The following is a 21,325-nucleotide window of genomic DNA, read 5'->3' as shown; positions in this document are numbered from 1 at the left end:
AAGCCGCACTCACGACATCAGTCTTCCTTGTTGTCCTTGCTGGCCGCGGCGCCGAACAGGCGGTCCTTGGCCGACAGCAGCTTCTGCACCTTGGAACCCATCTTCATCAGCTGCGACATCGATTCGGGCGACAGGCGCTGCAGGTCGTCGAACCAGTTATTGGCCAGGTCGACCAGCTCATGCATCTCGCGCATGCGCTCCTGCGCGAACTGGTCTTCGGGGCTCTTGGCGGTGGCCAGCAGCGACTCGCGCAGCACTGACAGGGTCGGCGCCACTTCGCGGCGGCGGCGTTCGGCCGCGACCACGCGGAAGATTTCCCAGACGTCGCCGAGCGAGGTGAAATATTCGCGCCGGTCGCCGGGGATGCGCGACAGGCGCACCAGGCCCCAGGACTGCAGTTCCTTGAGGCCGATGCTGACGTTGGAGCGTGAAATGCCGAGCTTTTCGCCGATGTCGTCGGCGTGCAGCTGTTCCTCGGTGACGAAGAGCAGGGCGTAGATCTGCCCCACCGTGCGGTTGATGCCCCAGCGGCTGCCCATTTCACCGAAGTGACTGACAAAGGTTTGGACGAGTGGCGTCATGTTGAGAACTTTTCGATGCTTTTGAAAGGTGGATTATCCCACGGTCCTCAGACACGCACACGGACTGGCTCACCATCGTGGTGCGGCGAACTGTTAATACATGAGTAATTCCCGACCAAGTCACTCTCCTTTTCAGACAAACTTGAAGTTTCAGTGCATAATTTCACTAACTTCTGAAAATTCAGAATGTTTAGAAAGTTTGGCCTAAGTTAAAGATAACGTAGATCAAGGCATCGGCTTCACCGCTGGACTGAACACCATGAACGCGCAACGCAACCGCTCCATCATCCTCTGGCTCGCCACCCTCGCGATCCTGTGGGGCATGCTTGCTCCTTCACTGGCCTCGCACCCGGCGCACCAGGGCAAGACCTGGATCGGAGTCTGCATGTCGGCTGGCACCAGGCTGGTGGCGCTCGATCTCGATACTGGCAGTGACGCCGGCGACAAGGCCGCCCACCCCGGCATGCATTGCCCGGCCTGCGTATCCAAGTACAACCTGCAGTACGACCTGGCCATCGTCGCTCATCCTCCGGGCAGCCTGGTGCTGCTGGACACCCCGCTCGAACGCACCCTGCGCCCGCACGGGCCGGCGCTGCGGCCTGCTTCGACCTTCCGCACCGACCACCGCAGCAGGGCGCCGCCACCGGCCGCCTGACCCGGTGTCAACCCGCGGCCAGCCGCGGCCCCCCCCCAAAAAAAAACCGTCTGGAGAACCACCATGCTTCGCCGCCAAGGCCGTGGCCCGGCCACGCACGTCCGTTCCACCCGCAGCGCCACCTTCGTGATGAGCGCGGCGGCGCTGCTGTGGATTCCGCAGGCAGCCCTGCTGGCCCATGCCGTGCAGCGACTGGCCAATGGCGCCGGCCTGGCGGACATGCTGGCGCCGGCCTGTGCCTTCCTGGCGCTGGGCGTGCTGCGCGCCAGCAGCGAAGCCTGGGGCGCGCGCCGCCTGTTCGCGGCCTCGCGCCTGCACCTGGCCCAGCTGCGCGGCGACGCGGCACAGGCCCTGGCATCGCGCTCGCCGCTGGATCGCGAACGCCTGGCCAGCGGCCGCGCCGCCAGCGCATTGGCCGAGCAGGCCGAAGCCGTGCTGCCCTGGCTGTTGCGCTACCAGCCGGCGCGCATGCGCACGATGCTGGTGCCGCCCGCGATCGCGCTCGTCGTTTTCTATTTCTCATGGACCGCAGCCCTGATCCTGGTCGTGGCCGCGCCCCTGATCCCGGTCTTCATGGCCGTCATCGGCTGGCGCGCCAAGGCGGCCAGCGAAGCGCAGTTGCAGGTCATCGGCGGCATGAGCGGCTTTTTGCTCGATCGCCTGCGCGGCCTGTCGACCCTGCGCGCCCTTGGCGCCGTGGACCTCACCGCGCAGCGGGTGCGCGCCAGCGCCGAAAGCGTGCGCGCCAGCACCATGCGCGTGCTGCGCATCGCCTTCCTGTCTTCCACCGCGCTGGAACTGTTCTCGGCGCTGGGCGTGGCGCTGGTCGCCGTCTATGTGGGCTTTCACTTGCTGGGCGAGATCGGCCCTGGCAGCTGGGGCGTGCGCCTGACGCTGGCCGAAGGCCTGTTCATCCTGCTGCTGGCGCCGGCCTTCTTCGAGCCGCTGCGTGAACTGGCGGCCGTGTGGCACGACAAGGCCGCGGGCGAGGCGGCGCTGAAGGAGCTGGAACAGCTCCAGCACGCCGGCCTGGCGCTGCCGGGTGCGCTGGCGCCGCAGTGCACGCTGCGTACCGGCCCCGCGCCGGTGGCGCCTTCGGTCGATATCGACGGCCTGGTGTTCCAGCATCCCGGCGAAGCGCCGCTGTTCGATGGCGAGGACCTGACCATCCGCGCCGGAGAGCACGTGGCCCTGGTCGGCCCCAGCGGCAGCGGCAAGACCACGCTGCTGTCGGTCATCGCGGGCCTGGCGCCGGCCAGCGGCGGCGGGGTGCGCATCGGCGGCGTGCCGCAGGGCGAACAGTCGGCCGCCGACCTGCGCGCTCGCATGGCCTGGATCGGCCAGAAGCCGCACGTGTTTTCGGGCTCGGTGCGCGGCAATGTGTCCCTCGAGCGCGACGGCATCGACAGCGCGGCGGTTGGCGCCGCCGTGCGCCGCGCCGGCCTGGGTCAGGTGGGTCACGCGACGCCGGGCGACAGCCTGGGCGAGGGCGGTCTCGGCCTGTCGGGCGGCGAGCTGGTACGCCTGGCGCTGGCGCGCGCGGTGTGCGCGCCGCATGCCGGCCTGCTGCTGGCCGACGAACCCACCGCCCACCTCGACCGCGACACCGCCGCCGGCGTGATCGACGCGCTGGTGGAACTGGCCCGGGGCCGCACCCTGATCGTCGCCACCCACGACCTGACCCTGGCCGCGCGCCTGGGACGCGTGGTGCGCCTCGGCGAACCTTTCACCAAACGGAGCGCAGCATGAAATCCCGTCACGACCTGCAAGCGGTGCTTGCCCTGTTCCTGAAAACGGGAGGACGCCGCATGGCGCTTGGCGCCTTCCTCTCCACGCTGGTGGTGCTGGCCGGGATGGCGCTCTTGGGCACCTCGGGCTGGTTCATCACCGCCACCGCGCTGGCCGGCCTGGCCGGCGGCATGGTCATGTTCAACGTCTTCGTGCCGAGCGCCGCGATTCGTCTGCTGGCGCTGGGTCGAACCTTCGGCCGCTACGCCGAGCGCATGGTGACCCATGACGCGACGCTCGGCGTGCTGGCCGCGCTGCGCGAACGGCTGTTTCGCGGCTGGGCCGGCCCGCAGGCCGCGCGCGCCTTGCTGCGCCGCCCCGCGCGCCTGCTGTACCGCCTGACCGGCGACATCGACGCGCTCGAATCGATTTACCTGCGCCTGATCGTGCCGGCCATCGCCGCCCTCGGTGCAGCGCTGCTGGCCGGCGTGGTGCTGGCCAATCTCGACTGGCGCCTGGGGCTGGCGATGTTCGCCTGGCTGCTGGCCTTCGGCTGGGGTGTGACCGTCGTCGTGGCCCGCCTGGCCCGCCCGCTGGCGCTGCGCCGCGCTCGCGCGCTGGAGCGGCTGCGGTCCCAGGCGATCGACCTGGTGGCCGGCCAGACCGATCTTGCCATGGCCGGGCGCCTGCCGGCCCAGTGCGCGCGCCTGGCGCAGACCGACGGCAAGCTGGCGCTTGCCGACGACGCCCTGCACCGGCTCGAGACGGGCGCCGGCTGGACGTATGCGGTGGGCGGCCACGTCACAGTGGCGGCGACCTTGCTGGCGGTCGCCGCGCTGGGAGTGGGGGCACCGTTGGCGGCGCTGGCCTTGCTGATCGCGCTGGCCGCGCTGGAACCGTTCGCCGCCATACGCCGCGGCGCCATCGAGGCCGGCCGCAGCTGGCTGGCGGCGCGCCGCGTGGGCCCGCGCCTGCGCCCAGACGCGGATAACGGCGTGGCCGTCGGCGCGCCTGGCGAGGATGAGGCGCTGCTGCTGTGCGACACCAGCGTCGTGCATCCGGGCCGCGAGGGCGCCGCGCTGCACGAGGTCAGCCTGCGCATCGCGCGCGGCGAGCGGGTTGCCGTGGTCGGCGGCAGCGGCGCCGGCAAGTCGACCTTGCTCGGCCTGGTCGCCGGCGAACTGGCGTTGCATGCGGGGCAGGTGAGGGCGCTGCCCGCCACCTGGCTGACCCAGCGCACCGAACTGTTCCAGGACAGCCTGCGCGACAACCTGCGCCTGGCCGATCCGCTGGCGGGCGACGAGCAGCTGTGGGAAGCGCTGCGCGCCGCCGGCCTCGAGGCCGACGTGCGCCAACTGGCGCGCGGCCTCGATACACCGCTGGGCGAGGGCGGCCTGGGCCTGTCCGGCGGACAGTCGCGGCGCCTGGCGCTGGCGCGGCTGCTGCTGCGCCGGGCCAGCTTCTGGCTGCTGGACGAGCCGACCGAGGCGCTCGACGCCGCCACCGCCGCCGACGTGCTGGAACGCCTGGCCCGGCATGCCCACGGCCGCACCGTGCTGGTGGCCACCCACCTGGCGCGCGAGGCCCGGCTGGCCGATCGCCTGCTGGTGATGCGGGCGGGCCGCCTGGTCGCGGACCACCGGCGCGGGACACGAGGATTCGACGCGGCGCTGCTGGCGCTGCGTCACGACTAGAACACCACCATCGATTCATCAATAAGAAAGGATTCACCATGGATCTCGACGTCGTCGGGCTCTCCCGACTACAGTTCGCCCTCACGGCGCTGTACCACTTTTTGTTCGTTCCCCTGACACTGGGGCTGTCGATGGTCATCGCCATCATGGAAACCGTGTACGTGATGACCGGCCGCCCGATCTGGCGCCAGATGACCAAGTTCTGGGGCGTGCTGTTCGGGATTAACTTCGCCATCGGCGTGTCCACCGGCCTGGTGATGGAGTTCCAGTTCGGGATGAACTGGAGCTACTACAGCCACTACGTCGGCGACGTGTTCGGCGCGCCGCTGGCCATCGAAGGCCTGATGGCGTTCTTCCTCGAAGCGACCTTCGTGGGTCTGTTCTTCTTCGGCTGGGACAGGCTGTCGAAGCGCCAGCACCTGATGGTGACCTGGCTGACCGCCATCGGCACCAACTTCTCGGCGCTGTGGATCCTGATCGCCAACGGCTGGATGCAGAACCCGGTCGGCGCGTCGCTCAATCCGCAGACCATGCGCATGGAGGTGTCGGACTTCGGCGCGGTGCTGGCCAATCCGGTGGCGCAGGCCAAGTTCGTGCACACCGTGTCGGCAGGCTACGTGATCGCGGCGCTGTTCGTGCTCGGCATCTCGGCCTGGTATTTGCTCAAGGGCCGTCACATCGAACTGGCCAAGCGCTCGATGACGGTAGCCGCCTCGTTCGGCCTGGCCGCCTCGCTGTCGGTGGTGGTGCTGGGCGACGAAAGCGGCTACCTGGCCACCGAGCACCAGCACATGAAGCTGGCCGCGGTCGAAGCCATGTGGGACACGCAGCCGGCGCCGGCCGCCTTCACCGCGGTGGGCTTTCCTGACCAGGCGGCGCGCGAAACCCATTACGCCATCCACATTCCCTGGGTGATGGGGCTGATCGGCACCCGTTCGATCTCCAGCGAGATCCCGGGCATCAACGACCTGGTCAAGCTGGCCGAGGTGCGCGTGCGCCAGGGCATCCTGGCCTACGACGCGCTGGAGCAGATCCGCGCCCTCGGCGGCAAGGGCCCCGTGCCGGCCGAGCTGCAGGCCAGGTTCGAAGAGAACAGCAAGGTGCTGGGCTATGCGCTGCTGCTCAAGCGCTATGTCGACGATCCGCGCCAGGCCACCGAGGCCCAGATCCAGCAGGCCGCGAACGACACCGTGCCGCAAGTGGCGCCGCTGTTCTGGTCGTTCCGCATCATGGTCGGCCTGGGGCTGTATTTCATCGTGCTCACCGCGGTGTTCTTCTGGCTGTCGGCGCGCCGTCGCCTGGACGCGTATCCATGGCTGCTGAAGGTCGCCGTGTGGTCGATCCCGCTGCCGTGGGTCGCCGCCGAAGCCGGCTGGATCGTGGCCGAACTGGGTCGCCAGCCATGGGCCGTCGAAGGCGTGCTGCCGACCGCGGTCGCGGTGTCGAACATCGGCATTCAGACCGTGCTGGCCACCCTGATCGGCTTCGTGGTGCTGTACTCGATCCTGATCGTGGTCGAGATGAAGCTGATGCTGGGGGCCATCCGCAAGGGGCCCGAGGATGAAGTCGAGCACTCGCCGGGCACCCACAGCCCCCTGGTCGGCGCCACGCCGGCAATGCGCACTGCGCCAATGATCACTGCGGAGTAACGACATGGTTCTTCATATGCATCTCGATTACGACACCCTGCGTGTCATCTGGTGGGTGCTGCTGGGCGTCCTGCTGGTGGCCTTCGCCGTCACCGACGGCTTCGACCTCGGCACCGGCACCCTGCTGCCTTTCGTGGCCAAGACCGACCTCGAACGGCGGGTCGTCATCAATACCGTCGGCCCCGTATGGGAAGGCAACCAGGTCTGGCTGGTGCTGGGCGGCGGCGCCATCTTCGCCGCCTGGCCGCAGCTGTACGCGGTCTCGTTCTCGGGCTTTTATCTCGCCATGGCGGCCGTGCTGCTGGCACTGATACTGCGCCCAGTCGGTTTCAAATACCGCAGCAAGCGTGACAGCACCCAATGGCGCGCGGCCTGGGACTGGGCGCTGTTCGTCGGGGGATTCGTGCCGGCGCTGATCTTTGGCGTCGCCATGGGCAATGTGCTGCAGGGCGTGCCGTTCCGCATCGAATCCGATATGCAGATCTTTTATGAGGGCGGCTTCTTCGGGCTTCTGAATCCGTTCGCGCTGCTGTGCGGCCTGGTGTCGGTGGCGATGCTGGTGATGCATGGCGCGGCCTGGCTGGTGCTCAAGACCGATGGCCTGGTGGCCAGCCGCGCCCGCACCTGGGGCATCCGCGCGGCACTCGCCACCGTGGCGCTGTACGCCGTGGCCGGCGCGCTGTTGTGGAATGTGGTCGACGGCTATCGCATTACGAGCGAGCTGGTGACGACCGGTCCATCGAACCCGCTGTTCAAGACCGTGCAGGCCGGCGTCGCCGGCACCTGGTTCGCCAACTATGCGGCCCATCCATGGACCCTGCTGGCCCCAGGCGCCGGCATCGTCGGCGCGCTGCTGACCTGGATGGCGCTGGTCAAGCGCAAGGAAGGCGTGGCGATGCTGACCTCGAGCCTGTCGGTCGCCGGCATCGTGCTGAGCGTGGGCGCCTCGATGTTCCCCTTCATCCTGCCGTCGTCGATCCAGCCGCAGGCCAGCCTGACGGTGTGGGATTCCTCGTCGAGCCACCTGACCCTGTTCATCATGCTGGTCTGCGCCTGCATCTTCCTGCCGCTGATCATCATGTACACCAGCTGGGTCTACAAGGTCTTGTGGGGCAAGGTGAATCCCACTGAAATCCGCGATGGCAAGGGCCACGCCTACTAATCGAAGAAAGAAAGGACACCATCATGTGGTATTTCGCCTGGTTGTTGGGACTGCCGCTGGCAGCGGCGTTCGGCGTGCTGAACGCGATGTGGTATGAGCTGATGGACGATGCGGCCAAGCAGAAGGAACTGTCGGTGCAGCCGGTGCAGGAATCGCTGCGCAAGCGCGCCTGACGGCTCGCGCGCGCCGGGGCGTTGGCTCCGGCGCGCGTTTTGTCATCACCATGTCAAAGTCTTTCGACAGTATTCGAACCGTGGCTCCAGCATCGATGCGCTGGCCCTTGATTCGAAAGAGTACTGTTCGCATGCAAACCAATCTCGCCATCGCGGCACTTTCCGCGCTCGCCCAGGAATCGCGCTTCGCCGCCTTCCGCCTGCTGGTGCAGGCCGGTCCCCAGGGTCAGTCCGCCAGCAATATCGCCGCCGCCCTTGAAATGCCCGCGTCGTCGCTGTCGTTCCACCTCAAGGAGCTGACCCACGCCGGCCTGGTGTCGCCGCGCCAGCAGGGCCGCTACATCATCTATGCGGCGCGCCTGGAGACCCTGCAGCGCCTGATGGAGTTCCTCGCTTCCACTTGCGGCAGCGCTGGCGCGCAGTCGATGCAGGAGCGCCTGGCCCCGGTATGATGGCTTGTGCCGGATGCGCCGGCGCACAGCCAATCATGAGGAAAGCCAATGACGCCACACCGCGTGCAATTGAGTCGCAAGAAGGGCTGGCGCATGCCGCCGAACACGATTTCGGTGGCGCGCCCGGGCCGCTGGGGTAATCCATTCTCGGTGCTGCCCGACGTGGCGCCGGGCACGCCGGTCGGGCGCTACGTGGCGATGCCCACGGTGGAAGAGGCAGTGGCGGCCTACCGCCGCTGGCTGGACGACGATCCCGAAGGCCGCCAGCTGGCGCAAGAGGCACAGAGCATCCTGCGCGGGCATCATCTGGCCTGCTGGTGCCGGCTCGACGGGCCTTGTCATGCGCAAGTGTTGCTCGACCGGGTTAATCGGTAGGGTTGGCGTTACTTGGCGGCAGTGACGTTGCCGATGCCCGACACCGAGCGGCTGACCGAACGCGGCTGGCCGTAATAGGTCAGGTTGCCCAGGCCCTGCACGCTGGCATTGAGCCGGTTCTTGGCATGCACCGACACTTCCCCGATGCCGCGGAAGGTGACGTCGGCATCCTGCGCAACCAGGTCCTTGGCGACGACCTCGCCCACGCCCTCGGCATTCAGTCGCAGGTGGCCCACGCGGCCGCTCATCTGCAGGCTGCCGGCGCCGCGGTAGTTGACATCGAAGTTATCGCCGCGAACGTTATTGAGCACCATCAAGCCGGCGCCTTCGCCGCGGAAGCTGGCGAGTTCGGGCATCGTGACGACCACCCGCTCGCCATCCTTGATATTGACGTTGTTCCTGTTTTTGTCTTCGAAGCCCAGGCGCAGCTCGCCGTTCACGACTTCGGTCGTAACGCGGTCGATGAATTTCTGGTTGCCCTCGATCCGCACCGAATGGGCCTTGCCCACCTCGACCACCAGGCTGACCGGGCCGCGCGCATCGATGGTCTTGAACGGCGTGACGTTGCGCACCTGGTCGGCGGCCTGGGCCGACAGGGAGGCAAGGGCGAGAAGGGCGGCGATGGCGGCGCGTTTCATGGTGGTCTCCGGTAAGTTGATGAAACCATTCTAGGGAGCGCGTCCTTGCCTTGCGCGCCCCGTGCGATGGACTGCACAAAACCGTGCCTGAACTGCACGGGGCTCGGAATCAATGCTTCGTCGCCAGGAACTCGCCCTTGCCGACCGGGACCAGGCTGGTGCTCCAGCCGGACGCGCAGCGCAGCGCCTGCATGAAGGGCGCCAGTTCCTGGGCGTGCGAAGTGGCGTTGTCGACCACCACCAGCCCGCCCGGACGCAGGATGCGTTCGATCTGCGGCAGCCAGCCGAGATAGGCGCTGCGCTCGGAGTCCAGGAAGAGCAGGTCGAACGATTCGTCGGCGCTGCTGGCCAGGAAGTCGGCCGCCTGGCCTTCGACCTGCACGATGCGATCCTGTAAACACGCGCGCGCAAAATTCTCGCGGGCCAGCGCGACCTTCCCGGCCGACAGCTCGACCGTCGTGACGCTGCCGTTGATGCCTTGCGCGGCCTCGGCCAGCCACAAGGTGGAATAGCCGTTCGAGGTGCCGATCTCGAGGACGCGGCGGGCGCCCATGGCGCGCACCAGCACCGCCAGGAATTCGCCGGTGTCGTGGGTGATGTTGAGCAGGCGGCGCGTGCGGTTATCGGGCGCCGCGTCATGGTTGATGCCGAAGGTTTCGAGCTCTTTCAGCAATGCTTTGAGTGAGGTAGGCAACATTGTTCTCCTTTTGACACGAGAATCGATCCGCACGATTGCGTGGGCGCTAATATTGTCGAAGAGATAAGGCTATAATCTTTTCGTCCATAAGCAAGCCACTATCATGCACATCTCAACCGTTACACTACCTGAAATGAAGCTCGCCGGGCTGCCTGTCGCAGGGCCCGCCTCGGTTCTGGAAACGGAGTTGCCAGAGATCTGGAAATCCTTCCTTGCCCGCGAGGCCGAACTCGGCGAGACCGATGGTCTGCACTATGGCGTACGCATGCCGCAATATGGCGGCATGAAACTCGAATGTATCGCCGTCGAAGTCGCAGACCTCAACAACCTTCCTCCCGGCATGATCGCCATCCGGATCCCTGCACGCCGTTACGCCCTGATGACCCATCGCGGGCCCATGGTGCACGCCCAGGCCAGCACTGTGACCGGCATCGCGACCATGGAGCAACTGGGCATGGAAGAAGACGAGGACGGCATCCGCCTGCAGCGCTACGACCGCCGCTATACGCCGACGGTCGACGACGATGCGCGGCCAGACAATGCCTACGACATCCTGATTCCGCTATACGGCTAAAGCGGGAAGCAAGAAAAAATGCAGGCCCACACATGTAGGCCTGCATTAGAGGAATTGGTGCCGGTATGTTTCCCGACCGCCGGCGCCGGTAGGGCGGTTTGCACCGCCAAGTGCCCTTCCCTAGGAGCACTTGCATTGTGCCCTCGAAATGTGACGCCTCTTTGACGCAGCACACTTTATTTGCTCCTGATTGTTTCCATTTGTAAATTGCGCGCATAATATTTCCTTTGCGGCCGCCAGGGCCGACAGCAAGAGGAGCGATACGTGCAAGATCAAGATCAAACCCACGGACCCGAGGCGTCCATCCAGCCAGACAATCCGGCGCGCAGGCGCATCTTCCAGGCCGCGGCTGCGGTCGGCGCCGCCGCCACCCTGCCCGGTGTGAGCCAGGCAGCCGCGGCAAAGCCTGCCGCCAAGGGCTCGCTCGACGCCAAGCTGCGTGCCCGCGTCAAGAACGTGGTCGTGATCTACCTGGAAAACCGCAGCTTCAACAACCTGTTCGCCGACTTCCCCGGCCTGGCCGTGCCGCTGGCGAGCGTGCCGGTAACCAGCGTCCAGCAGCGCGACCGCGATGGTTCGATCTTGCCAACCTTGCCCAAGGCCTGGGGCGGCGTGGTGCCGGGCCGCCAGAACATCGGCGGCAAGGACTACATCACTACCGAAGCCCAGTCGGCCAACCTGCCGAACGCGCCGTACAAGCTGACGGACGTGGAGGGCAAGCCGCTGCCGGAAGGCGTCATCACGCGCGACCTGGTGCACCAGTTCTACCACAACCAGATGCAGATCAATGGCGGCCGTAACGACGGCTTTGCCGCCTGGTCCGATGCCGGCGGCATGGTGATGGGGTATTACGGCGAGACGGCAAAAAACCTGGGCCTGTACCAGATCGCGCGCGAGTTCACCCTGTGCGACAACTTCTTCATGGCGGCGTTTGGCGGCTCCTACCTGAACCACCAGTTCCTGATCAGCGGCCGTGTGCCCGAATACTTCAATGCCTCCGAAACAGCGGCGAAGAACAAGATCGCCGTGCTGGACGACGGTCCGCAGGGCGTGCGCCTGACGCTGGCCCCCGATTCGCCGGCCTCGGCGCTCGAAGGCAAGCCGAAGTTCGTGCGCAACGGCGCGATGACGCCCGACGGCTATGCCGTCAACACGATGGCGCCCCCCTATCAACCGAGCTGGGTGCGTCCGGCCTTCGACGGCGACCCGCTGCACGCCGATCCAGCGGATGGGTCGACCCTGCCGCCGCAGACCTATGACACGATCGGCGACCTGCTGTCGAAGAAGGGCGTGAGCTGGGCCTGGTATGGCGGCGGCATGCAGGCGGCACTGGACGGCCGCGGCGCCGGCGAGCGGCCGAACTTCCAGTACCACCACCAGCCCTTCAATTACTTCAAGCAGTTTGCGCCGGGCACGAAAGAACGCGCGGACCACCTGCGCGACGGTGGCCTGGGCGACAGCCCGATCTCCAACAAGTTTATCGCCGACATCGTCGCCGGCAAGCTGCCGGCGGTTGCCTTCTACAAGCCGCAAGGCAACCTGAACCTGCACGCCGGTTACTCGGACATCGAGTCGGGCGACGCCCACGTGGCCAATATCATCGAGCACCTGAAGAAATCGCCGCAGTGGAAAGACATGGTGGTGGTGATCACCTTCGACGAGAACGGCGGCTGGTGGGACCATGTAGCGCCGCCGCAAGGCGACCGCTGGGGCCCGGGCTCGCGCATCCCGGCGATCGTGGTGTCGCCGCACGCCAAGCGCGGCGCGGTCGACCACAATTTCTACGACACGACCTCGATCCTGCGCTTCATCACGCGCCTGCACGGCCTGCCGCTGCTCGAGGGCCTGGCTACCCGCAACGCCGCTTTCGAAGCGCGCGGCGCACGTGGGCCGGGCGACCTGACGGCAACGCTCAGCTTCCGCTGATCGGCAAAAAAGCCAGCCTGTCCGGGCTGGCTTTTTTGCTCGAAATTGCTTGTCGGCTAACGCGCGCTAGCCTTGAACAGACGGGACTACACTCGGCTCATCCAACTATTTCAACGGAGAGCGAAATGCAAAAAAAACCCATGATCAAGCGCCTGCTGGCGGTATCGGTTGCCGCCGCCATGTTCGGTGCAGTCGGCGCGCAGGCGCAGACCGGCGAATCCAGCCAGGCCGGCCAGCAGTCGGGCAGCAGCGCGACGTCGGCCACCGCCAGCAGCGACGCCAAGCTGAACAGCGCCGACCGCAAGGCGATCACCGATATGGCGATGTCGAATATGGCTGAGGTTGAAATGGGCAAGCTGGCGCAAAGCAAGAGCCAGAACGCCGAAGTAAAAGCCTTCGCGCAAAAAATGGTCGACGATCACGGCAAGGCGCTGACCGAGGTGCAGACCCTTGCCCAATCGAAAAGCGTGACGCTGCCGACCGAGCTCGACGCCAAGCACAAGGCCATGTCGGCCAAGCTCGAGAAACTGTCGGGCGACGCTTTCGACAAGGCCTATGTCAAGCAGGGCGGCGTCGGTGCGCACAAGGAAACCCTGGCCAAGCTGCAAAAGGCGTCGAAAGGCGCCAAGGATGCTGACGTCAAGGGCCAGGTCGACAAGACGATCCCGGTCGTTCAGGAGCACCTCAAGCATGCCGAGCAACTGGCGCAGGGCAAGTCCAGCAGCACCGGCAGCACCGGCGCTGCTGGCCATACCGGTTCCAGCCACTAAACAGTTCTCACTAAGCAGTTCTCAAGCGAGCTGGGCCGTTGCCACCCGCGGCGGCGGCTCGCTTTTCCACTTTCCCTCGATGCGGTCGATCGCGATCTCGATGCCGACGATGGCGGCCAGCAGCTTGGTCGTGTAATCGGGCGGCGCATCGTCGACCGACCACGGATCCGGCAGCGCCGCTTCCTGGCGGTCGGTCTGGCGCTCGACCAGCGCGCGCAGCCAGTCCCGATCGTCGATCGCACGCAGCGTGCCGTGCACGTGCACCACGTTATAAGTCCAGGTCGGCACCACCCGGCCGCCATTTTCTGCTTTTTCGATCCGGTCCGGCGTCGCATAGCCGGACGGCCCGCGAAACACCACCAGCACCCGCTGCCCCGCACGTCGCCATACCGGATTGCCGCGCGCCACGTGGCCGCGCAGCACGCCTTCATCAAGCAGCAACTCGAACGGCAAGTGATCGGCGTCGGGCATGCCGTCGCGCTGCGTGACCAGCATGCCCAGCGGATGGTCGGCGACCAGGGCGTGCATCGGGGCAGATTCGGATTGCATGAAACGGGCAGGGCAGTACATCTGGACATCCTCCTGGATGAAGATCGAGACCCTGATCGTAGACTGTGCTTTGGCTTGCTGAAATAGCCAATTCCATGGAAGATGGGCGTACCAATTCTTCGCCATCCGCCATGCACGTCCATGACCTGATCGCCGGCGCGTCGCTCGACCGCAGCAGCGATGCGCCACTGTTTCGCCAGCTGTACGCCCGCCTGAAAGAGGCGATCCTGCACGGCGCGCTGGCGCCGGGTGCGCGCCTGCCGGCCACGCGCGACCTGTGCCGGCAGCTCGGCGTGTCGCGCCAGACCGTGCTGGCGGCCTACGACCAGCTCACCAGCGAAGGCTATCTGCGCGGCGGCGTGGGGCAGGGCACCTTCGTCGACGAAGCCCTGCCGCTGGCGCGCCAGGCGCCGGCAGCGCCGGGACTGCTGCGCGCGCTGCCGGAGCGCGGTGCGGTGCTGGCGGAGGCCATGGGGACGCGGCGTCTCTACGAGGGCCCGGTGCGCGCCTTCCGCCCCAGCATGCCGGGCCTGGACCTGTTCCCCTTCGACCTGTGGCGCAAGCTCGAAGCGCGCCACCTGCGCCATGCACTGCGAGGTCCTTACCTTGGCTATGGGCCCGCCAATGGCTACACCCCCTTGCGCGAGCTGCTGTGCGCCTACCTGCGCGCCTCGCGCGGCGTGGTCTGCACGCCGGAGCAGATCGTCATCACCTCGGGCTCGCAGCAGGCGCTGTACCTGCTCACGCAGCTGCTGCTGGCGCCGGGCGACGAAGTCTGGGTCGAGTCGCCCGGCTACCAGGGCGCCTGCGCGCCGATGCTGGTGGCCGGCGCGCGCATCCGCACCGTGCCGGTGACGAGCGAGGGCATGGACGTGGCCTATGGCGCGCGCCACTATCCCGATGCGCGCCTGGTGTTCGCGACGCCGTCGCATCAGCTACCGCTGGGCGCGACCATGAGCCTGGCGCGCCGGCTGGAACTGTTGCGCTGGGCCGCGGCCAAGCGCGCCTGGGTGATCGAGGACGACTACGACAGCGAATACCGCTACACCGGGCCGCCGCTGGCCTCGCTGCAAAGCCTGGACCGCGCGGGATGCGTGATCTACGTCGGCACCCTGTCGAAGGTGTTGTTCCCGGCGCTGCGCCTGGGCTATGTGGTGGCGCCGCCGGCGCTGGCCGAGCCGCTGGCGCGCGCCAAGGCGGTGGTGGACATGCACCACGCCATGCTGCCGCAGGCGGTGCTGGCGGACTTTATCGCCGATGGCCACTTCATGCGCCATATCCGGCGCACGCGCGAGGCCTATGCCGAACGGCGCGCGGCCCTGATGGCGGCGCTGGAACACCGGCTCGGCGAGCGCCTCGCCTGCGGGCCGGCCGACGTGGGACTCGACCTGTGCACGCATTTCAGGCCGGACCGCAAGGGGCGCATCCCGGATGAGGCGCGCGTTGCGCAGGCGGCCCTGGAGGCCGGTATCGAGCTGCGGCCGCTCGGGTATTACGCGAACGCCGCCGCCACGCCCGCCTGCGCGGTAGCGCCAGGCCTGCTGCTCGGCTTTTCGGCGGTCAAGCCAGAGGCGATCCGGAAGGGCGTCGAGGCGCTGGCGCGGGTGATCGAGGGCCAGTGGCCGCGCAACTGAGCGCCTGTAAATAAGCGCCTATCGAAGCCAGGGGTAGGCCGCCAGCCACCTCCCGAGCTCGTTGTCGTTGGCGCATCCCAGCTTATGAAAGATGTTGGCGCGGTGCGTCTCGACCGAGCGCGGGCCGCAGGGTGGCACCAGCACCCGCGCGATCTCCTTGTTGGGCTGCCCCAGACCGACCAGGCGCGCGACTTCGCGCTCGCGCGGCGTCAGTTCTTCCCACAGCCGGCTCGCGTGGCCACGCGCGCGGGCCTCCATGATGGCGTCGGGCAGCTTGTCCAGCAACTGCTGGGTGTCCGGCTTGCCCACCCAGTCCCAGGCGCCGCTGCGCACCGCCTCGAGGGCCATGGGGATGTCGCCATGCCCGGACAGGAATACCGTCACGAGCGGACTGTGCTCGGAGCGCAGGCGCTCGAACACGGCCAGGCCGCTCATGCCGCCCATGCGCAGGTCGAGGATCACGCATCCCGGCTGGCTTGGGTCGACCGCCTCGAGGAAGGCTTCGCCGGAGTCGAAGGCCTGCACCGCCAGACCCTGCGAGAACAGCAGGAGCAGCATCGAGCGGCGCAGGGCTTCGTCGTCGTCGACGACGTAGAGGGTCAGTGGTGAATCTTTCATGGTGCTGCTTTCAATGAACGATGGGCAGGATGAATGAAAACGTGGCGCCGCCATCCGCATCATTCGCGACCGTCATCGCGCCGCCATGGGCTTCGACGATGGTGCGGCAGATGTTCAGGCCCAGGCCAAGGCCGTCGCGCTTGGTGGTGAAGAAGGGGGCGAAGATCTGGTCGAGCTGCTCGGGCGGGATGCCCGGCCCCTGGTCGCTGACCGCGATCCGCACACCCTGCGCGACCCGGCACGTCGCCAGCACGATGCGGCGCCGATGGCGCGGCTGGTCGTGCATGGCCTGCGCCGCGTTGTGAATCAGGTTGACCAGCACCTGCTCGAGCAGGACCTGGTCGCCGCGCACCTTCACGGCGGGGTCTTCCAGCATCACGCGCAGCAGCACTCCCTGGCCGTTGAGCTCGGGCCTGAGCAGCGCTTCGACATGGTCGATCACGGCGCCGATGACGAGGGTGGCGTAGTCGGCGCGCTGCGGGTTGATCATGGCGCGCACCCGCTTGACGATCTCGCTGGCGCGCCGCGATTGCTCGACGATGTCGTCGAGCGCGCCGGTCAGCATGGCGGCTTCGCCCCTGGCGGCGAGGGCGCGCGAGGCGATCGCGAAATTGGACAGCGCCATCAGGGGTTGATTGAGCTCGTGGGCCAGCGTCGAGGCCATCTCGCCGGCGCTGGCCAGGCGCGCGCTGCGCTGCAGGCGCAGTTCCTGGTCGCGCTGGCGCGCCTCGGCCTGCTTTTGCGCCGTGATGTCCACGATCGAACTCATCCACCCGCGGTGCACGCCGTCGGCGTCGATCAGGGGCGCGGTGTACACCATGGTGAGCACGTCGTGTCCGTCCTTGTGGCGGATGCGCGATTCGAAGCCGTGCGGCGCGGCGCGGCCCTGCAGGGCGTCGTCGCTATCCCGGGCCTGCTTTTCCAGGTCGTCCGGATGCCAGTAGGGGTAGGGCGGCCGGCAGCCGAGCAATTCATCCGGGGTGTAGCCGACCATGGCGCAGAAGGCGGGGTTGACGTAGATGATCTTGCCCTCCGGGTCGCGCGCACGCATGCCGACCAGCAGGGAGTCCTCCATCGCCTTGCGGAAGGCGTATTCCTGCTGGAGGTCGCGGGTGCGTTCTTCGACCCGGTGCTCGAGCTCGAGCCGGGCCGACTGCTGCTCGGCATAGCGCCGCTCGCGCAGGCGCCAGTACAGCACGCCGAGCAGCGACAGGGCCATCGCCAGCGTGCCCAGCGCGAGCGCCAGGCGCCGCGCCTCGCGCACCTCGCGCATGTCCTCGAGGACCGTCAGGGTCCAGCCCAGGCCGGGCAGCGGCGTATCCAGTGCAAGGTAGTCGCGCGTCTTTCCGCCGGTGCTGGTCCTGAGGACGAAGCCCGGCACGTCGTCGCGCACCCGGATCGTCCACGGCAGGACGTCGAAGCGGCGCCGCGCGCCGTACTGGCCGTGGTCCGCGATCCAGGCCGCGTCCAGCGCGGACACCGGCCCGACGCTCTTGAACAGCCACTCGGACACGCCGCTCAGGAACACGACGCCGCGGCTGTCCCTGAGGACCACCGGGTTGGCGCCCTCGCGCCACGTCCGTTCCAGCGGATCGAGGCTGATCTTGACGACCATGACGCCGGTCACATCGTTCCCCTCGCGCACGGGCTCCGCGATGAACAGGCCGGCCTGGCCGGTGGTCAGGCCCAGGCCGAAGAACAGCCCGCGGCGGCCCTCCACCGCGTCCTCGAAATAAGGGCGCTGGCGGTAGGATTCGCCGATGAAGCTCGATGGCAGGTTCCAGTTGCTGGAGGCGATGGTCAGGCCCGCGCGATCGATCAGGAACAGCGCGGTGGCGCCGGTGGTCGTCTGCAGGTCGGCGAAATAGGCATTCACGCGCGACTGCAGCGCGGCGTCACGGGGCGCCTGCAGCAGGTGGTGCACGTCGGGATGGCGCGCCGCCGCATGCGGCAAAAAGTCGTGCTTTTCCACCAGGCCGCGCAGGCCCAGCACGTGCGCCGCCGTCGCCTGGTGCAGCGCCTCCATCTTGGCCTGCAGCTCGCGCTGCTCGGCGAACCAGCCGGCGGCGAAGATCAGGGCCAGCGCGCCCGCCACGGCGAGCAGCTTGCGCCAGAGATGTCGTTTGAACAAGGATGACATCGAATAGTCCCTGGCCAAAATAGCCAACAATACCAGCTGCTTGGGCTTGGCGCGGCCTCCTCCGTATTTTTACGGAGGAGGCCGCGCCAATATTGCGGATGTGCCGGCCTCTACCGGTGCCGACAATGGGATCTCTGATCGAGGAGACACCATGACAACAACCATCAGCAATCCGGTCGCCGGCACGAAGCCGCAGGCCGCCGAACCCATTTCCGGCGCGCGCCTGCGCGCCATCTTCGTCGGCTCGGCCGGCAACCTGGTCGAGTGGTTCGACTTCTACTGCTACGCGGCCTTCGCCCTGTACTTCGCGGGTTCCTTCTTCCCGGCCCAGGATCCCACGGCCCAGATGATGTCGACCGCCGGCATCTTCGCCCTGGGCTTTTTCGTGCGCCCGATCGGCGGCATCCTGTTCGGCCACCTGGGCGACCGCCACGGCCGCAAGGTGGCCCTGATGGCGTCGGTGCTGCTGATGTGCGCCGGCTCGCTGCTGATCGCCTGCGCGCCGACCTATGCCACGGCCGGCATCCTGTCGCCCTGCATCCTGCTGCTGGCGCGCCTGCTGCAAGGCCTGAGCCTGGGCGGTGAATACGGCGCCAGCGCGACGTACCTGTCGGAGATGGCGGACTCGAAGCGACGCGGCTTCTACGCCAGCTTCCAGTACGTGACCCTGATCGGCGGCCAGTTGCTGGCCCTGGTGCTGCTGCTGGTGCTGCAGCATTTCCTGCTCAGCGACGCCCAGCTGCGTGACTGGGGCTGGCGCATTCCCTTCGTCTGCGGCGCGCTGCTGGCCCTGATTGCGCTGATGATGCGTCACGATATGCCAGAGACGCAGTCGTTCGAATCGGCGCGCAAGAAAGCCAAGCCGATGGGCGGCCTGAGGCAGCTGGCCCAGCACCCGAAGGAAGTGCTGCTGGTGGTCGGCCTGACCATGGGCGGCACCCTGGCGTTCTACGTCTACACCGTCTACATGCAGAAGTTCCTGCGCCTGTCGGTCGGCCTGACCGACTCGCAAACGACCGCCGTCTCGGCCGCCTCGCTGCTGTTCGCCATGTGCCTGCAACCGCTGTACGGCGCGCTGTCGGACCGCATCGGTCGTCGCCCGCTGCTGGTGGGCTTCGCGCTGCTCGGCACGATCTTCACCGTGCCCCTGCTGACGGCCATCCGCCACGCCAGCGGCCCGTGGGAAGCGTTTGGCCTGATCGCCTGCGCGTGGATCATCGTCTCGGGCTACACCTCGATCAACGCGCTGGTGAAGGCCGAGATGTTCCCGGCCTCGATCCGCGCCACCGGCGTCGGCGTGCCTTATGCGTTCGCGGTGTCGATCTTTGGTGGAACGGCCGAGTACATCGGGCTGTGGTTCAAGTCGGTGAATCTGGAATCGGGGTTCTACTGGTATGTCACCGGCGTGATTGCCTGCACCTTGATCGTGTGCTGGTGCATGCGTGATACGGCGGCGCATTCGAAGATCGATGCGGAGTTGCGCGGGCATTGAGCTGGGAAAGACACTAAGGGTGGCTTAAGTCGGGAGCTAGCGATATCAGGCGGTCGGCAACGACGTCACCCCGAAGTGGCCCATCCACAAGCTCAGCGAATTCACGCATCTGGTTTCGTAGCTCGACCATGCGTGCAGTAGGCTCGGCTTGTGCAGCCCAGAAGAGTTCGGACGGCCATTGGGCATACGCAAAATAGTGGCCGTCGGTGCACCGATGCAAGCGCGACCCCAGACCGCCGCGCTCATCGCGTATCAGCTCGGTGAGCTCCAGCCAGGTGTGCTCGAACTCTCGCTCATGACCAGGAGCCACTTTCCATCTAAAGTAAATCGCGTGCATGACATCCTGTCGGCGCGCGGCCGAACCCTTCCGATCGCGAGTAGATGACGTCCTGCTCGTGAGGATGTCGTCGATCTGCCTGCTCATACTCTTTCCTTGATTGAGATGGGAGCGAGAAAAAGTATAAAATCTCAACTTAACTTGAGGTCAAGCGCAATGACGACGATCGATCCCGACAAAAAGGCCCTCACGGTGGGCGAGGTGGCGCGCCGCAGCGGTGTGGCGGTCTCCACCATCCATTTCTATGAATCGAAAGGCCTGATCAAGGGCTGGCGCACCGACGGCAACCAGCGCCGGTATGCGCGCGAGGTGCTACGTCACATCGCCATCATCAAGGTGGCGCAGCGCACCGGGATCCCGCTCGAGACGATCCGGGAAAACCTGGCCGGGTTGCCGGAAGGCCGCACGATCAGCGCAAAGGAGTGGCGGGTGCTCGGCGCCGGCTGGCGCGCGGAACTCGACGAGCGCATCGCGCGCCTGCAGCGCCTGCGCGACGAACTCGATACCTGCATCGGCTGTGGCTGTCTTTCCCTCGCCGATTGCCCGCTGCGCAACCCGGCCGACAAGCTTGGCGAGGACAGCGCCGGCGCGGCGTTCCTCGATCGCCCGGCCGAGGCGGGGTATGATGCGGTCTCCACCAGCAAGCCGACGCCATGACTGATCCTGAACGCCTCTCCCCTGACTCCATCGCCGCGCTCCAGGCGCGCTTCGACGGCCATTCGCGCAAGGCGCAGGCCTATTACGCCGTCATGCATGAAGTGCGCAAGGTGCTCGGGAACGACGATGCCGCCGACGCCTGGATGAAGGCGCCCCAGCAGGCATTGGACGGACGCACGCCGGCCGAACTGGTGGCGGAGGGCCGCACCGATGACGTCCTGGCCAGCCTGCGCACCGCAACACAGGGAGCGATGCGATGACGGTCAAGCGCTGCTCCTGGGCCAATATGGCCAATCCGCGCTACATCGCCTACCACGACAACGAGTGGGGCGTGCCCTGCCACGACGAGAACACTTTGTTCGAGATGCTCAACCTCGAAGGCGCGCAGGCCGGCCTGTCGTGGGAAACCATCCTGAACAAGCGCGACACCTACCGCGCCGCCTTCGACGGCTGGGATGCGGAAAAGATCGCCGCCTACGATGACGACAAGAAGGCCGAGCTGTTGCTCAACCCCGGCATCGTGCGCAACCGCCTGAAGGTCGCCGCCGCGATCACCAACGCCAAAGCCTATCTCGCGCTGCGCGAGCAGGGCCTGACGCTCGACGACTACCTGTGGGCTTTCGTTGACGGCAAGCCGATCGTCAACGACTGGCCGGACCATGCCCGCCCGGCGCGCACCGAGCTGTCCGACCGCATCTCCAAGGATCTCGCCAAGCGCGGCTTCAAGTTTGTCGGCTCGACCATCGTCTATGCCTATATGCAGGGCATCGGCCTGGTGGACGACCATGACCGCGAGTGCCACTGCCGCAGCAGACGGCGCTGAA

Annotated in this window: 23 protein-coding genes; 16 read left to right on the top strand and 7 right to left on the bottom strand. The window is 66.9% G+C overall.

Annotation, left to right across the window (positions count from 1 at the left end):
- Positions 1 to 17 precede the first annotated feature (17 nt).
- Positions 18 to 581, bottom strand: a complete 564-nt coding sequence (locus AC3A6F_RS23275) for a GbsR/MarR family transcriptional regulator (RefSeq protein WP_487685655.1) — start codon at positions 579 to 581, stop codon at positions 18 to 20.
- A gap of 259 nt (positions 582 to 840) precedes the next feature.
- Here AC3A6F_RS23275 and AC3A6F_RS23270 point away from each other — a divergent pair, with 259 nt between their 5' ends.
- The 8 genes from AC3A6F_RS23270 (at position 841) to AC3A6F_RS23235 (ending at position 8,469) form a co-directional block, all read left to right on the top strand.
- The gene (locus tag AC3A6F_RS23270; protein WP_487685653.1) at positions 841 to 1,236 is read left to right on the top strand and encodes a DUF2946 family protein; all 396 of its coding nucleotides are present in this window, start codon (positions 841 to 843) and stop codon (positions 1,234 to 1,236) included.
- Between the two features lie 63 nt (positions 1,237 to 1,299).
- On the top strand, positions 1,300 to 2,985 hold the full coding sequence (cydD, locus tag AC3A6F_RS23265) for a thiol reductant ABC exporter subunit CydD (RefSeq protein WP_487685650.1): 1,686 nt from the start codon (positions 1,300 to 1,302) through the stop codon (positions 2,983 to 2,985).
- Positions 2,982 to 4,658 (top strand): amino acid ABC transporter ATP-binding/permease protein, encoded by a 1,677-nt coding sequence (locus AC3A6F_RS23260; RefSeq protein ID WP_487685647.1) that lies wholly within the window; start codon positions 2,982 to 2,984, stop codon positions 4,656 to 4,658. The genes cydD and AC3A6F_RS23260 overlap by 4 nt, the downstream gene beginning before the upstream one ends.
- A gap of 38 nt (positions 4,659 to 4,696) precedes the next feature.
- Positions 4,697 to 6,307 carry a cytochrome ubiquinol oxidase subunit I gene (locus AC3A6F_RS23255; protein ID WP_487685644.1) on the top strand — a complete coding sequence of 537 codons (1,611 nt, stop codon included), beginning with the start codon at positions 4,697 to 4,699 and terminating at the stop codon, positions 6,305 to 6,307.
- Between the two features lie 4 nt (positions 6,308 to 6,311).
- Complete coding sequence (gene cydB / locus AC3A6F_RS23250; RefSeq protein ID WP_487685641.1) at positions 6,312 to 7,469, top strand: cytochrome d ubiquinol oxidase subunit II; 1,158 nt, start codon at positions 6,312 to 6,314, stop codon at positions 7,467 to 7,469.
- Between the two features lie 23 nt (positions 7,470 to 7,492).
- Positions 7,493 to 7,642, top strand: a complete 150-nt coding sequence (gene cydX / locus AC3A6F_RS23245) for a cytochrome bd-I oxidase subunit CydX (protein WP_487685638.1) — start codon at positions 7,493 to 7,495, stop codon at positions 7,640 to 7,642.
- Positions 7,643 to 7,773: 131 nt separating this feature from the next.
- Positions 7,774 to 8,094: an ArsR/SmtB family transcription factor gene (locus tag AC3A6F_RS23240; protein ID WP_109345315.1), complete on the top strand. Its 321-nt coding sequence runs from the start codon at positions 7,774 to 7,776 to the stop codon at positions 8,092 to 8,094.
- Positions 8,095 to 8,142: 48 nt separating this feature from the next.
- Positions 8,143 to 8,469, top strand: coding sequence for a DUF4326 domain-containing protein (locus tag AC3A6F_RS23235; protein WP_487685634.1), 327 nt, complete (start codon positions 8,143 to 8,145; stop codon positions 8,467 to 8,469).
- Between the two features lie 8 nt (positions 8,470 to 8,477).
- Here AC3A6F_RS23235 and AC3A6F_RS23230 read toward each other — a convergent pair whose 3' ends face one another.
- Positions 8,478 to 9,107 carry a head GIN domain-containing protein gene (locus AC3A6F_RS23230; protein WP_487685631.1) on the bottom strand — a complete coding sequence of 210 codons (630 nt, stop codon included), beginning with the start codon at positions 9,105 to 9,107 and terminating at the stop codon, positions 8,478 to 8,480.
- Between the two features lie 109 nt (positions 9,108 to 9,216).
- Positions 9,217 to 9,804 (bottom strand): O-methyltransferase, encoded by a 588-nt coding sequence (locus tag AC3A6F_RS23225; protein WP_487685629.1) that lies wholly within the window; start codon positions 9,802 to 9,804, stop codon positions 9,217 to 9,219.
- Between the two features lie 103 nt (positions 9,805 to 9,907).
- Between AC3A6F_RS23225 and AC3A6F_RS23220 the strand changes: the two genes are divergently transcribed.
- From AC3A6F_RS23220 to AC3A6F_RS23210, 3 genes are all read left to right on the top strand, one after another.
- Positions 9,908 to 10,378: a GyrI-like domain-containing protein gene (locus tag AC3A6F_RS23220; RefSeq protein WP_487685626.1), complete on the top strand. Its 471-nt coding sequence runs from the start codon at positions 9,908 to 9,910 to the stop codon at positions 10,376 to 10,378.
- 264 nt (positions 10,379 to 10,642) lie between these two features.
- Entirely contained in the window at positions 10,643 to 12,304 is a 1,662-nt protein-coding gene (locus tag AC3A6F_RS23215; RefSeq protein WP_487685623.1) for an acid phosphatase, read from the top strand.
- A 125-nt stretch (positions 12,305 to 12,429) separates the two neighbouring features.
- The gene (locus AC3A6F_RS23210; protein WP_487685620.1) at positions 12,430 to 13,074 is read left to right on the top strand and encodes a DUF4142 domain-containing protein; all 645 of its coding nucleotides are present in this window, start codon (positions 12,430 to 12,432) and stop codon (positions 13,072 to 13,074) included.
- Positions 13,075 to 13,095: 21 nt separating this feature from the next.
- Here the strand turns inward: AC3A6F_RS23210 and AC3A6F_RS23205 are convergent, their stop codons facing one another.
- Complete coding sequence (locus AC3A6F_RS23205) at positions 13,096 to 13,644, bottom strand: FMN-binding negative transcriptional regulator (RefSeq protein ID WP_487685617.1); 549 nt, start codon at positions 13,642 to 13,644, stop codon at positions 13,096 to 13,098.
- 74 nt (positions 13,645 to 13,718) lie between these two features.
- On the opposite strand from AC3A6F_RS23205, the gene pdxR reads away from it, so the two are divergent.
- Positions 13,719 to 15,257 carry a MocR-like pyridoxine biosynthesis transcription factor PdxR gene (gene pdxR, locus AC3A6F_RS23200; RefSeq protein ID WP_487685614.1) on the top strand — a complete coding sequence of 513 codons (1,539 nt, stop codon included), beginning with the start codon at positions 13,719 to 13,721 and terminating at the stop codon, positions 15,255 to 15,257.
- Between the two features lie 18 nt (positions 15,258 to 15,275).
- Here the strand turns inward: pdxR and AC3A6F_RS23195 are convergent, their stop codons facing one another.
- Positions 15,276 to 15,875, bottom strand: a complete 600-nt coding sequence (locus tag AC3A6F_RS23195) for a response regulator transcription factor (protein ID WP_320475233.1) — start codon at positions 15,873 to 15,875, stop codon at positions 15,276 to 15,278.
- A 10-nt stretch (positions 15,876 to 15,885) separates the two neighbouring features.
- Complete coding sequence (locus AC3A6F_RS23190) at positions 15,886 to 18,015, bottom strand: sensor histidine kinase (RefSeq protein ID WP_487685611.1); 2,130 nt, start codon at positions 18,013 to 18,015, stop codon at positions 15,886 to 15,888.
- A 151-nt stretch (positions 18,016 to 18,166) separates the two neighbouring features.
- Here AC3A6F_RS23190 and AC3A6F_RS23185 point away from each other — a divergent pair, with 151 nt between their 5' ends.
- The gene (locus tag AC3A6F_RS23185) at positions 18,167 to 19,507 is read left to right on the top strand and encodes an MFS transporter (RefSeq protein WP_487685608.1); all 1,341 of its coding nucleotides are present in this window, start codon (positions 18,167 to 18,169) and stop codon (positions 19,505 to 19,507) included.
- Positions 19,508 to 19,520: 13 nt separating this feature from the next.
- On the opposite strand, the gene AC3A6F_RS23180 is transcribed toward AC3A6F_RS23185, so the two are convergent.
- Entirely contained in the window at positions 19,521 to 19,931 is a 411-nt protein-coding gene (locus tag AC3A6F_RS23180) for an antibiotic biosynthesis monooxygenase family protein (protein ID WP_487685605.1), read from the bottom strand.
- 69 nt (positions 19,932 to 20,000) lie between these two features.
- On the opposite strand from AC3A6F_RS23180, the gene soxR reads away from it, so the two are divergent.
- Genes soxR through AC3A6F_RS23165 form a run of 3 tightly spaced genes read left to right on the top strand, consistent with a single transcriptional unit; the run spans position 20,001 to position 21,324 of the window.
- A complete protein-coding gene (gene soxR / locus AC3A6F_RS23175; protein ID WP_487685602.1) occupies positions 20,001 to 20,501 on the top strand; it encodes a redox-sensitive transcriptional activator SoxR in 501 nt (166 codons plus the stop codon).
- Entirely contained in the window at positions 20,498 to 20,761 is a 264-nt protein-coding gene (locus AC3A6F_RS23170) for an antitoxin Xre/MbcA/ParS toxin-binding domain-containing protein (RefSeq protein WP_487685599.1), read from the top strand. Before soxR ends, AC3A6F_RS23170 begins: the two co-directional genes overlap by 4 nt.
- On the top strand, positions 20,758 to 21,324 hold the full coding sequence (locus tag AC3A6F_RS23165; RefSeq protein ID WP_487685596.1) for a DNA-3-methyladenine glycosylase I: 567 nt from the start codon (positions 20,758 to 20,760) through the stop codon (positions 21,322 to 21,324). The genes AC3A6F_RS23170 and AC3A6F_RS23165 overlap by 4 nt, the downstream gene beginning before the upstream one ends.
- Position 21,325: the final 1 nt, after the last annotated feature.

This window comes from Massilia sp. Soil_C_3 (genome assembly GCF_057657035.1).
The sequence above is the reverse complement of the archived record's forward strand: the minus strand, read 5'-3'. Positions and strand labels throughout refer to the sequence as shown.